Below are 13,795 nucleotides of genomic sequence, written 5' to 3'. Positions count from 1 at the left end.
TTGTTCGTATGTTGCCCGTTGTATTGCAAGGACTGATACATCAGGCTGAGACTGCGTATGTGATAAGACCTCTCTATCTCATGCTGTACGGTACCATGAATGAAACATCCATCCTCAGCTAGTTATTTTCGAGGATTTTCATCGGATGCCCATAGGGTACATAAGAATGTGTCACTTGCAGTTATGCCTGTTTTTTTAATTTCAATAGTACGGTAAAAGGGTTAACGCTGTAAGCGCAAATAACGGGAGCACCAGTCGGTTAAAACGTCTACGGCCATAACCATAATACGGATAAGGCGTAGGGTAGCCGTAACCTGGATAAAATCCGCGAGTATGACCTATCGGATAGTTTGCTCCAGGCATTGCATTTGGAGCCCAGTTCGCATGATTCACCATGGCTTCCGGCCCAACCGGAACAGCCAGGTAAATCATTTCGTCATCCACATTTTCCATAATGCCATCGTAGTGCATACCGTCATTCATCTGTACACATACATAACGGTGCATGTGTTCCTTGCATATTTTCTTCGCTTCCACTTTTTCCACTTGCCAACGCCTCCCTGATTCTGCTCTTGATCACCTTTTCATGGTATTCAGAACTGGGCGAATTGACACTACTGACGAGAAAACACAAAAAAGAAGCACCCCGTGAGCGGCTTCCTTGGAAGGCTGCTGCGCGGACATCTATTCAGGAAACGTCCTGATCAGATGTCCGCCGGGGTACTAAAATAAAGTTTGTCGGCTTAACTGTAGTATAACAGCGGGATGAACCTGTATCTGTGATGTAACTCACTCCGCTAAGTTATAAAAGCAAGAAAAGAAATATTTTTACAATATCAATTCGGTAATATTCAGTTGCTTGGACTATAAGAGCTTCTATCATTTATATTGCTGAGACTTGGGGTAGAGAGAAGCGTAATGCCTCCCTCTTTTCTCCACGTCCTGCCGTTCAAGCCGTAACAGGTCACTTCTCCAGACAAACATACATCCGCACTATATTTTCAGCATTCTGGTCCAAGCCCGGATTGTAAGCGGATATACATCATACACGTTTCCCTCTACAGGGTCTCCAAGACCACCCGTGAGCCGTTTCCAGCCTCACCTGCCGGGATCACCACAAGCTTGCGCGGCAAACGTGCACGCAGTTCAGGCACGTGACTGATTACACCGACAGCCAAACGGTCGTCATGCAATTTTTCCAGAGACGTAATGACGGTATCCAACAGTTCAGGGTCAAGGGTACCAAACCCTTCATCCAGGAAGAAGAATTGAAGTGGGTACTGACCTCGCAGCTGAATCTGGGCCGACAGTGCCAAGGCCAGTGACAACGAAGTCAAAAACGTCTCGCCACCTGACAACGTTGATACCGGTCGTTTGACCCCCCCGTTGGCATCATCACAGATTACAAAACCACCGCCGGAATCCACCTCCAGTGAATAACGCTGTTTGGTTAGGAAGCGCAGACGCTGAGATGCCGCATGACTAACCTGCATCAGCTGTTCTTCGGCAATATACTCGACAAAAGCATTGCCTCTGAACGCGGATTGCAATTTGCTGAGCAGTTCACCTTGACGGCTTACCTCCACCCGCTTGTTCTCAAGTTCGGTCCAGCGAACATGTCGCTGCTCCACATCCTCCAGATCACGTTCTGCACGTGCTTTGGCACGAAGGGCAGCCTCGTCCTCAATTCGGACCTGCTGCAAACGTTCGGTGCAGGCTAACCACTGTTCCTCTGATACGACAGCACCACCCAGCTTTTGTTCCAATTCACGTAACTGGGATGCCAGTTCACGCTCACGTTCACGGTGTTGCTGGATCTCTCCTGCCAGTCGCTCGGCTTCGTGGGAAGGAATTGCCGCAGACACAACAGCATCATCCGAGTCAAACGGGGATTGTTCCAGCAATTGCTTCCACCGTTCCTGTGCTTGTTGCAAATGTTCTGCGGCCGAGACGGCTGCCTGCTGAGCCATGACGTCTTTCTTGGCTGACTCCTGTTTCAGCGTGTCCGCTTCTTTGAAGCGTTGTGCAGAATCCGTAGCTGCTTTCCGCAGTCCATCCAGACGAGCCTGAGCCGCAGCAATCAGATCTTCTACCCGCTTCTCTCCGACCCATTGGCGCAAGCGTTCTTCCTTCTCGGCCAGCTGTTTGCTATTGCCCTGCCACTCCGTTTGCCACTGAATCAGTTGTTTGTCCAATTCAACCAGCTTCTGCTGGAGAGATTGAATGATTTGGTCTTTTTCCTCAAGGAACGTCACGCTTTTGTTCAGACGTTCCTTGATGTCTTCGGCGCGTGCATCGCGCTCCTGCATCGCCTGATAGAGGGCCTTGGCCTCCTCCTGAGCGATGCCCGGCAGTTCCGCGGCCCAGCGGCCCTGCAAGGCAGCCGCAGCGGCCTCGCTTTCGGCCAGCTTGCGCTCCGCCTGGGCGAGCCCGGCACGGCCGGCCTCCTGCGCAGCTGCCGCTTCCATGCGGCGCTGCTGCGCGCCCACAGCCGCCTGCTGCAACGCGGCGGCTTCGGCCTGGAGCGGCGCTGCTGCGGTAGCCAGCGCCTGCGCGGCTTCGCGCAGCGCCGCGGCACGCGATGCCCAGCCTGCCGGGGAGCGCCCGTGTTCGGGCGACCCGGCGGGCTCGGGCTCCGCTGCCGCAGGCGCGGCCTCGGCTGCGGCAGGAGCTTCGCCGGCCGCAGCGCCAAGCTGCGTCAGCAGGCTGCGACGTTCGTGCAGCTGTTGGCGCAGCCCAAAGCGCAGCTCCTGCAGCTCCGCGTGCAGGCTGCGCAGCAGTTCCAGGTCCGCATCGCCTGCGTGCGGACCTTCTCCCGGCGGCGCAGCCGGGAGTGGGTGATGCGGCGAGCCGCACACCGGGCATGGCTCGCCGTCACGCAGCTCGGCGCGCAAGGCGGAGGACAGCCGGTGCAGCTCCTGCTCCCGCATCGTGCCACGCAGCTGTTCCTCCGCAAGGACCAGCAGGCTCTGTTCGCGGCTGATGTCCTGCTCACAAGCAAGCAAGGCCTCAAGACCTGCTGACGCCTGTTCTACCAGATGCTGACGCTGATCACTCAGGCGTTTTTCTTCCTCAGCCGCCGCCTTCAGCTTGTCGGCTCCCTGTTCTGCCGACTGCTTATAGGCTTGCATGTCAGCCTTATTTTGCTGCAACTGCTCCGCGGCAGTATCCACACGATGTTTCAGTTCAAGCGCAGCTTGAAGTTGCCTGCGTTCCTCTGACTTCACTTCATTTGGCTTGAGGCTCTCCTGTAGTTCCTCACGCCGTTTGCGCCCGCGCTGCTGCAGCTCCTTTTCTTTCTCAAGCTGCTGTCCAAGTGCAGTCTGTTCGCTTTGCCCCTTTTCCAGAAGCTGCACGAGGCGTGAGCAATCAGCCTGAAGCCCGTCTCGTTCACGTTGCAGCTCTTTCGCTTGTTCGAGTTGCTCCAGGCGCAGCAAAAGTTTCGGTTCTTCCTCTGTCATTTGCTTGCGTGCCGTCTCAGCCTTCTCCGCTTCCTGAACAGCCAGACGCTCATGTTCCAGTGCTTGCTGATGAGCTGTCTCGGCGGTATCCTGCCGTTGCTTCTGTGTAGCCTTGGCATCTCGAACCGTCTGCAACGCAGGCAGTATTGCATCTGCCGCAACGGATTGTTTCAGCCGTTGTTCGCCTGCCTCTATCTGTGGTTCCAGTGCTTTCAGCTTCTGCTGTTCATCCATCCGGGCCTGCCGTTCGTTACTTAACTCACGGATTTTGCCCAGTTGTTCAGCTTCCTTTGCAGCTTCATCCAGCGCTTTGCGGGACAATTCAGACTGCTGAACAGCGGTTTGAAGAAGACGTTTCGTTTCTTCCAGCGTCTCCTTACTGGCATTGCCCAGTCCCTGTTGCTCCGCAGCAAGAGATTGGTGAACCATATCATTATCCTTGACCCGCCGGCTTAATTTGATGGCTAGCTGATCGCCATACTTCTCCAGATGGAATAATCGTTGCAGCATCTGGCGACGTTCACTGCCTTTGAGTGACAAAAACTCGGCAAACTTCCCTTGCGGAAGCACCACTGCCCGTGTAAAATCATCCATCTTCAAACCGATCACATCTTCAACGCAGCGATTCACATCTGCCAATTTGTCGGCAAGTACCTGTTCTTCGCCATTAACCGTCTCTATGAATTTGCTGATCGTGTTACTCACCGACACTTCATTATTTCGTTTGAAACGTCGCTCTACACGAAATCTTCGAGTCCCCTCTGCCGACATCAGTTCAAATGTAAAAGCAACCGACAACGAATCCTCTGCATGGTTCATAATACCTTGCGTCCCATTCACCGCACGTTCCACTTTTCCGTACATGGCGAGTGTGATGGCATCGAGCAAGGAAGATTTACCACTACCCGTTGGACCGAAAATACCGAATAGTCCCGTCTCCGTCAGCACGGTAAAATCAATCTCCTGCATCTCCCGATAACTTTGCAGTCCGGCAACTTTTAATAGAATTGGCTTCATCTTTCCTCGACCTCCTCACGCACACCTGGCTCGTCTTCATCCACAAGTTCCAGGAAAAGCTGTACCAGGCTGTCTTCCGGCTGTGCACCACCCGTCTGACGCTGATAAAATTTACGGAACAGTTCGTGGACCGGCAGCTCGGATCGTTGTTCCAAAAGCCCTGCTGCAGCCATTTCGGGATACACCGGGCGAATATGAATGATACCTTCATGTGATTTTCGCAGCTGCTGAATCTCCTTCAGGGACATCGCCTCGTCCAGCCAAACTTCCATGTCGATAAAAGCCTGTGGATCACGTCCCTCATCCAGCCAGCGATATACTTCTGCCAGACCACCACGGGCCTGCCAACGCACAAGCGGACGCCCGGACGTTAACAAAACTTCCTCTACCTGTGCAGCTCCGCCCGGTGCCAGATCAACCATCGTGACAGACTTGCTCTGCCCTGCTTCCGAGAAGCTGTAAGCCAGCGGAGAGCCGCTATATCGAATCACACCGTCTCCTTTGACAGCCTGTGCACGATGAAGATGCCCAAGCGCCGTGTATTGCGCACCAGTCGATAAAGACGAAGGGTCCACCGTGTAGGCCCCACCGATCTGAATCGGACGTTCCGAATCACTCTCAAGACCGCCGAGCACATAGATATGACTCATGGCCAAGTTCACGGTATCCGGGCGAAAAGAAGCTGCCAGACGCTGCATTAACATCCCCACACGGTGACTGTATGCCTGACGAAGCACATTTTCGTCCCCATCTGTTGTCAGCAGTTCATTCAATCTGGCTTCAGAAGGATAAGGTAATGCGGCAATCTGTGCAATTTCTCCAGTTCGCTTTGCATGGATAGTCACCGCTTCTGAAGTAGGCATCCCTACGAGTGTGATGCCCTGTCTGTTCACAAGCGGAGTCACAGAAGCCACACGCTCTGGCTGATCATGATTTCCTGCAATCACCACGAGGGGTCTTCCATGCTCCGTCAGACGCGCTGCCGCTTCATAAAAAAGTTGTTCCGCCGCTGCGGGAGGATTCACCGAATCATATACATCTCCGGCCATCAATATGGCATCCGCCTGCTGCTCATCAGCCAACCTGACGAGTTCATCAACGAAATCTTCCTGTTCACGCAGTCGGCTTCGTCCTTCCAGCGTTTTTCCCAAATGCCAGTCCCCTGTATGCAAAATACGCATCGTCCGTTCCACCCCTCTCCCATATGAAATCCATGGTTTTAAATTCCGATCCAGTTCTTTTACAATTCCACTGCATGTCCACCATCAAAAAAGTACAGCCATTTCCGGTCAACTTTCCGACCCAATATATCTTCAATGGCCCGTCCATACAGATCCAGCTGGAAGCGATAATTTTTGGTGAGTTCATCCAAACCACCACGATGCTCCAACACCCGATCCGTCTTGTAATCAAGCAAGACAAGCTCGCCGTCCACCTCATACAGGCAATCGATAATCCCCTGTACAAGCACGGTTTCATTTTCAATCGTTGCCTGCATTTTGCTATCTTCTTTTAGCACCTGTATATCTGAGTTCGCCGCCCGTTCATGAAGCCATTCCACTGGAGACTGATGTGCCGGAAGTCCATACACAAACGGTATTTCCCGTTTCACCCACGCTGCACGCAATAATTCTTTCCCTGGTTCTGTACTGAAAAATCCGGCCAGTTCTTCAGGTTCAATAGCCGCAGCATGATGGGGCAGCAAAATCTGAAGCTTAATCAACCGCTCAATCGTCTGTTCAATAAGCTGTGAATCAACGGATGAACCCTCTATAGGAAGATGCTGCATCAACGTATGATACACATTCCCCCGTTCTGCCCCTGTCAGCTGCGTTGCCTCCATGAATTTCGGACGACGCAGGTGCAGTTTGAAAGACGTACCCGCAGATCCCGGATCCGGAAGGTTCATCGTACCGTTTGAATCTGCCCCTGATCCAGTCTCACGCTCGTTAGATTCATCGGATACGCCACGTAGTACATGGCCTGCTTCATCTTTGGTGTAATTGATTCCTGGGGTGTTGTGAGCCAATAATTTCTCGGATTGTTCGCCCAGTTCCTCCATCACCTCTACGGACTGGATGTCCTGCATCGCAAGTAACGTTTTCAACTCCGTGACAGATGTACTGGCTGCTACTTGAGTTGCTGCTTCATAGGGGTACGTCCATGAAAGCCGTTGATCAACCTCGTTGATCAGCCGTGTCTCCTCTTGTTGAAGAGCTACTGTATCTGCACCTTCATCTTCAATGTTTTGGTTAGCCGTATCTTGTGCAATCTTCGTCAGCTCTTCTACAGTTGAGGATGTAACCAACTTCACAGGCTGAACGGCTTTTAGCGCAGCAATTCGTTCTTTCCGTACCTCAGTCATTCCGTCTTCTTCTCCGAGTGTCTGATCCACCACATGGTCACGGGATACCTGATCGGCGGAAATAATAGAGATCGCCCATCGTGATTGATCATCTGCAAGACAGGCTGAGAACGAATCATTGCTTCCAGCAAGTTCACGCAGCACAACAGCATCTGGATGTCTCATCAGGGATGGTCCAATCCAGTCCAGGTAACTCCGTCCAGCAGCAAGCAGATAGTCTGGCAATGCCAGTTCAGGACTATCTTTGACCTGAGACCACGCCAGCGCTTTTTTCGCGGCATCTTTTACAGTACCCAGCAAAATCATTTTCTCTTTGGGACGGGTCAACGCAACATACAGCACACGCATCTCTTCAGCAAGCAGTTCAAATTGCGCACGACGACGAATCGCCAGATTGGCTAATGTAGGATAGGCAACCCGGTTCTCACGATCCACAAACCTCGGACCAAATCCCAGTTCCTTATGCATTAGAAACGGTGCGTTCAAGTCCTGCTGATTAAACATCTTGGATATGCCACCGACAAAGACAATTGGAAACTCCAAACCTTTACTCCGGTGAATCGTCATGATACGTACGGCGTTGTCCTGCTCACCAGAACTACTTGCTACAGTCCCGAGGTCTCCCCCGTTTTCCCGCAGTCTGGAAACATAGGTCAGGAAACGGAACAAGCCGCGATTTGCAGTTGATTCCTCATATTGTCGTGCGCGATCGTACAATGCCTTAAGATTACTCTGACGTTGCAGTCCTCCAGGAAGACCACCAACCCAATCCAAATAACCGGTTTCCCGATACATACGCCAGATCAGTTCACTTAGACTGCCTTGTCTTGCCTCAAGTCTCCACTGCTCCAATTGACGCATAAAGCGAATTAACTTTTGCTGCAACTCCAAGCCTGAGATCTCCTTTATGCCCAGATCCTCACTTGCATGTCCCGCAACACCAGCATTTTGCATTCCATCTGTATGCAATGTATGCACATCGAATTCATATCCATCATCCAGGATCTCTGCCTCTACAGAAGCGGCTGTCTCCCGCTGTCCCTGTTCCATCTCTGACCAGGCTTCCGGCCACTGCAACTGGACGATGTTGGAATCAGGATGATTTTCCTGCCGGGATTGTTGTCCGGCATTAGTGGAAGAATCGCCCCATTCTCCAGCAGCCGATATAACTGCATCGTAGAATGACTGTCTTTTGTCACCAAGCCGAATCTGTGCCAGTTCTTCTTCATCCAGTCCAACAATCGGGGAACGAAGCACGGAAGCGAGCGGAATATCCTGCCTTGGATTATCAACAAGCTGAAGCAGAGACATCATGATTTCCACTTCCGTAGCCTGGAAGTAACCCTTGCTCTGTTCTCCGCCAGCAGGAATTCCCTGCTGTCTGAATTCCTCAATCATGAGCGGAGCCCACATCAAGGTCGAACGCAGCAAGATGACCATGTCACCGTAACGTGCCGGGCGCATCGTTTGCAGGGCTTTGTCATATACATGGAGGGCAGGTTTGTCCGTATCCCCAACCATCTCACGAATACGCCTTGCGATCGCCCGCGCTTCCAACTGGGCTGTTTCAAGTTCGGCACTCTCCAGTTCTGCGGAGACCGATGCATCCCCATTCTCATCCGTACTCTCTGTCAGATCAGGACCACCGCCCTGACGATCGATCAGCATAAGTTCAGGTGTATACGCCTTATCACCAAGCGTTTCTGACGGAAACGTAGCCCCATATGCCAGTTGAGCTCGTTCATCGTAAGCAATCTCTGCTACACCTTCGTTCATGAGTTGCCGGAATATCATATTGACCGAATGCACGACTTCCGCACGACTGCGGAAATTCCGTGCAAGATCAATACGTTGACCTGTACGATGCAAACGATCTTCCACTATTCCATCTTCACGTGTGCTCGCTCCATATTGGCGATACTTGTTCATAAACAAACCTGGCTCAGCCAACCGGAAACGGTAGATACTCTGTTTGACATCACCGACCATGAATCGGTTACCCGGGTTTTCTCTGGAGATGAGCTTCACGATATCTTCCTGAACCGTATTGGTATCCTGATATTCATCAAGCAACACTTCATCGTATCGCGAACGGTACTCCATAGCCGCATCGGAAGGCATCGACAGTTCAGGCGTTGAATCCTCATGTCGCAAAATGTGAAGACAGTAATGCTCCAGATCACTGAAGTCTACTTGCCCACGTTCCTGTTTGGCCTGTCGGTAACGTTCTCCAAATGTACTAACCAACCTAGACAACTCCTGCATGAGTGGTGCCGCTTGCTCCAGCTCCTGCCAGAACGAAAACGCACTTCTTCCGAACAATGAACCTTTCAGGTCGGTAACTGCCTTTTTCGCAGCCTCACGGAGTTCCTTCACCTGATCTTGTAAAGCAGGGTCCGTTTGATCCTTTTTGCAGGGTTTCAGTTTGCCAAATGCAGCGGGTTGAAACACTTCAGGCAACCTTTCCCATGGCACAACCTGGGCCGCAGACAACAGCTCTTCTACCATCACCAGGTCTTCTTTTAACGTATCCGCATAAGGTGCCGGACCTTCAGGCTGCATGGAAATATGGATGCCTTGACGGAGCAGTCCTGCTGCACCACTCAAAGCAAGAGCCGCATCACGCAAAATACTCTGAACCCATGCTGAATGTCCAAGTGCCTCCACACTTTCCACCTGAAAAGCAGATGCCATCTCTGAGAGCCAATGATCCGGCCAGGAATGACTGCGGGAGAAATCATACAATCGTTGCACCAGTCGATGCATCGCATCATCATTTCGTTCTCCACTGAACCAGTCCACCAATTCGCGGAATGTACTCCCTTCATCTTCTTCGCCATACTTTTCCTCAAAAAGTTCTTCGAGCAGTTCCTGGCGCATGATTTCCGCTTCATTTTCATTCAGGATACGAAAAGCCGGGTTCAACGGAATCTGCTGATAGTAACGGCGAATGACTTCCATACAGAATGAATGCAGCGTTGTAATAGATGCCCGTCCAAGCAGCGACAGCTGCTTACGCAGATGCTCTTCTCCAGGCTGTTCTTCCAGCGCACGTTCCAGCGCTTCCCGAATCCGTTGTTTCATCTCGGCGGCGGCCGCTTTGGTAAATGTAGCTACAAGCAAGCGATCCACACTGAATCCTTGGGAGGGATCTGCAATCTTGCGAATAATTCGTTCAACCAATACAGCTGTTTTGCCTGATCCCGCCGCTGCGGCAACAAGGATGTCTTCTCCGCTTTCGGAGATGGCACTCCACTGGTCATCACTCCAGAAGCTTCCTTCCGGTTTTGGCATATTCGTCATGATGTTTCCCCTCCCTTGGTGTGAGATAACATATCCCAGATTTGCTGTTTACCCGGTTTGGACAACAGGTTGTATTCATTTCCTTCTATATTCTCATCAAACTGACATACAGGCTTATACGGACAGAACGTGCATGCCACTTCCTGTTGAATACGATAAGGCTCAATGGCCACATCCCCATCCGTAATCCGGGTACCAATCTCACGGATATTACTGCGAACCGAAGCAAGCAGCGTATCCCATTGCTCTGGCGTAGCTACAGCGGCGCTGCTATAAAAGCTGCCATCTGCTTTAAGGGCAACCGGAATAATAGCTGAATACCCCTTATCCAGGGTGTTGTCCATTTGAGCGATTGCATCCCGATCTGCCAGCAGCAAACCTTTCATTTTGAACCGTTTCAGCAGTTCTTGTCCTGCCTGCTCCGATGTCATGCCGTTTGCGGATTGCAACAGCGGGTTATGCACATGGAAATACAACGTTCCTCCCGGCATCGCCGTTTCCCCAAGCCATTCTTCGGCAGCACTAAGCAGCACCTCCAGATAGGTGAGCATCTGCAATGACAGACCATAGTACACTTCATGTAACTTGAGGTCCGTCTGGCTTGATTTATAGTCAATGACACGCAAGAGCAGACCATTCTCGCCTTCTGCCACATCCACACGGTCAATCCGACCCACGATCTCCATCACACATCCGTTCTCCAGTTCAAAACGTAGTGGCGGCAGTGTTTTATCCGGTCCAAAATCAAGCTCCAGCCCAATCGGTTCAAAACTTCCACGTCTGGACTGTTCACCGAGAATAACGGATGCCCGGCTAACAATGTCCTTCAATTTGCGGAAAATATAACCGTATCGCTTGGTGCTTAGCAAAATCTCCCCTTGCAGCTGTGGTGCAATCTGCTCCACAGTTTGCTCGGCTTCCTGACGGCATTGGTCTGGAGTCAAACTTCCCCAACTACGATTTTCTTCGCGCAACCGCATAGCCAGCTGGCTTAGTGCAGCATGAAACAGCTGTCCGATATCAGGAGCCTGAAGGCGGTACAATTGCCGTTCTTTGAGGCGTAACCCGTGCGAAGCAAAATGAGAGAACGGACAAGCAACGAACCGCTCCATTCGTGAGACACTCGTCCTCACCTCTGTACCATACAATCTGCGACTGGTAGCTGTACGTAGTGGTAATGCTCTATTACGATAAAAGATCGATCCCATCAACCGCTCCAGCTGAGGTCTGCTTGTCTCTCGAGATACATGCCAATTGTAGACCGCCCACCACATTTCAGGAATGTCTTCTCCGCGGCGCCATTTGCGCAATTGTCCAATGAGCGTTGACAGACTCTGACCCGGATGGGTGACATAGGACCAATGCGCTTCTTCAAAGTTCGCAAGCGGTGGTTGAGCGAGCAATGGCTGTTCTTGTAGACCAAACATTTTCCGTACATGGCGGATAATCTCGGAAGGAAGCAGTGTTTTCCCCTCATCATCAGCAACCGGATAACTTAGCCACAACTGGCTGCTTGCCGCTGTAAGTGCCGTGTAGATCAGAAAACGTTCATCCAGCATCTGCCTTGTTGCACCTGGTCCAAGCGCCACGCCTCTTTCCGTCAGTAACGCTCTCTCCAGTTCCGTTAATACGCCATCATCCTGAGGTACGGCGGGTAATTCACCATCAACGGCGCCAAGGATAAATACGTATTTGATGTCCTGAAGGCGTGTACGGTCCATGGAACCGCCCAATACCTGATCAAGTGCTGGTGGTACCAGACCCAGCTTCAGTTCCGTCAATCCGGTCTCAATCATCCCGGCAAACAGAGTGATATCCAGCCGTTCATTCCCCATCATATCGACCATCTGATCCAATAAATCCAGCACAGCTCCCCACATCTGCCGATGTTCTCTCGACCGTTCCGGGTCACCTTGAGCCTTAGCTTCAGCAGACATGTTCTCCAGCTTCCATGGGATCTCAGCATCTTCCAGCAGTCTGTATAGTGCCTCGCACTGGGCTTTGGCTGTCTTTGCCTTTTTCATTCGTTTCTCAAAAACACCCAAGGAATCTGTAATGACCGTTCGGCAGCTCTCCATTAGAGAAAGCATCTGGTCCCGTCCTCGACTACGGCCATCCTCACCGTTGTCTTCCAGGGACAGGCTTGGTACATACTTCCATGGTTTACCGTCAGTCCAGCGATACCCATGGATACCACAAGCCAGTACATAATTCTCAAGCTGGTCCATATCTTCACGAGTGATGGCACCATCACGCGGAAGCAGCAGATCCGTTTTGACACAGCGAAATACATCCTCGTAACGCCAGTGGCGCCGAACAATATCCAGTGCGGAACGGATAAACTCGGATAATGGATGATGAAGTTCATTTCTTCTGCGGTCCAGAAAGACGGGTACGTCATAATCCCTGAATAGAGGTTCAGCTATATCAGCGTAGGTATCCAACTGACGAACAAGTACCGCCATATCCCGATAACGCGCACCTTCGTTTTGTGCCAGGCGCCGCATCTCACGCAGTGCCCCCTCCATCTCAGCTCGTCGGTTCTCCGCTGCAACCAGTCGGATTCCGGAATCAAGGCCTTCACTTTTCCAACGAATTCGGCGGTCGAAACCTGCCTCCAGATGAGCAAGTCCCGGACGATCCTTGTATCTCGGTGGAATCTCCGAATCTAGCACGGTTATATCGCTCCGTATACCCAGTTCGTCAGCCATCCCTTTCAGGCGCGCATAGGCACTTGCCGTTGGATAGAACAGTTCCAGTTCTCCAGGCAGTGCTCCGTGATCATAAGGACGATCCAATGTCAGTGCAATCGTCACGGAAGAGGACTGCAACATCAATCGACCAATCACACTCATCTCCTGTGGCGTGAATCCCTGAAAACCATCAATCCAGATCTGGGCATCCTGCAGCAATGCACTTTCCGACAAACGATCTGTCAGCTCGGTCAACGTGTCTTCATCATCAATATATAAATTGGTCAGTTCCTGTTCATAGTCACGATATATCAGATTCAAGTCATGCAACTTGTCCTCCAGAATTGGCGAAGTGGATGAGGTATTCCCTCCAGACAGCCCTTCTTCCAGCAATGATGGATCAACTTCATAACGTTTAAATTCACTATATAAGTCATTTAATTCGCCTATAAAACCCAGCTGGCTGCCGGATGCGCCAAACAGCTTTAATTCTTCCTTACGACGCTGGATTACTTTATAGAGCAGCATCTTTTTGCCTTCGGCTCCGATCGGAATACGAGCAGAACCACCTGCTTCCTGCATTACACGATAGGCTAAACGGCGAAAGCCGAGCACTTCTGCACGCATCGTACCTTTAATTGCTCCAGAAGACACCAATGCCTGCTCTGTTCGAAAAGAACTCTGTTCGGGAACGAGTAAAATCAAAGGTGTGCCTTGCGGTTCTTGTTGAAGCAGGGATGTAATTTCCCGGGTAATCAGCGAGCTTTTGCCGCTGCCTGCCCGGCCAATAACAAAACGAACGGACATGTCTAATCCTCCAAACCACACGTACAAGATTTTAATTCCCAGTATAACATATCTGACTTGGTTCGGAACATACGTTTGCCACTATCCGGTAAAACCGGAGATCATCTCCGTTAACACGGCAAAAAGCCCGCAGCTGTTCACACTGTGGA

At 51.4% G+C, this 13,795-nt stretch carries 5 protein-coding genes; all 5 read right to left on the bottom strand.

Going from position 1 to position 13,795, the window contains the following annotated elements:
• Window positions 1-201: 201 nt before the first annotated feature.
• Complete coding sequence (locus tag QF049_RS01070) at window positions 202-546, bottom strand: hypothetical protein (protein ID WP_036674796.1); 345 nt, start codon at window positions 544-546, stop codon at window positions 202-204.
• 512 nt (window positions 547-1,058) lie between these two features.
• Window positions 1,059-4,478: an AAA family ATPase gene (locus tag QF049_RS01065; RefSeq protein WP_307534245.1), complete on the bottom strand. Its 3,420-nt coding sequence runs from the start codon at window positions 4,476-4,478 to the stop codon at window positions 1,059-1,061.
• The gene (locus QF049_RS01060; protein ID WP_150364949.1) at window positions 4,475-5,659 is read right to left on the bottom strand and encodes an exonuclease SbcCD subunit D; all 1,185 of its coding nucleotides are present in this window, start codon (window positions 5,657-5,659) and stop codon (window positions 4,475-4,477) included. The genes QF049_RS01065 and QF049_RS01060 overlap by 4 nt, the downstream gene beginning before the upstream one ends.
• Window positions 5,660-5,718: 59 nt before the next feature.
• Complete coding sequence (addA, locus tag QF049_RS01055; RefSeq protein ID WP_307534241.1) at window positions 5,719-10,146, bottom strand: helicase-exonuclease AddAB subunit AddA; 4,428 nt, start codon at window positions 10,144-10,146, stop codon at window positions 5,719-5,721.
• Window positions 10,143-13,646, bottom strand: a complete 3,504-nt coding sequence (gene addB / locus QF049_RS01050; RefSeq protein WP_307534239.1) for a helicase-exonuclease AddAB subunit AddB — start codon at window positions 13,644-13,646, stop codon at window positions 10,143-10,145. Before addB ends, addA begins: the two co-directional genes overlap by 4 nt.
• Between the last annotated feature and the right edge of the window lie 149 nt (window positions 13,647-13,795).

It is taken from the genome of Paenibacillus sp. W4I10 (assembly GCF_030816325.1).
Taxonomy (GTDB): Bacteria; Bacillota; Bacilli; order Paenibacillales; family Paenibacillaceae; genus Paenibacillus; species Paenibacillus amylolyticus_B.
This window is presented reverse-complemented; position numbering and strand designations above follow the sequence as displayed.

Excerpts from the sequence above, each read along its gene's own strand:
- QF049_RS01065 (WP_307534245.1), bottom strand. The coding sequence starts at position 4,478 with ATGAAGCCAATTCTATTAAAAGTTGCCGGACTGCAAAGTTATCGGGAG.
- QF049_RS01060 (WP_150364949.1), bottom strand. The coding sequence starts at position 5,659 with ATGCGTATTTTGCATACAGGGGACTGGCATTTGGGAAAAACGCTGGAA.
- addA (WP_307534241.1), bottom strand. The coding sequence starts at position 10,146 with ATGACGAATATGCCAAAACCGGAAGGAAGCTTCTGGAGTGATGACCAG.
- addB (WP_307534239.1), bottom strand. The coding sequence starts at position 13,646 with ATGTCCGTTCGTTTTGTTATTGGCCGGGCAGGCAGCGGCAAAAGCTCG.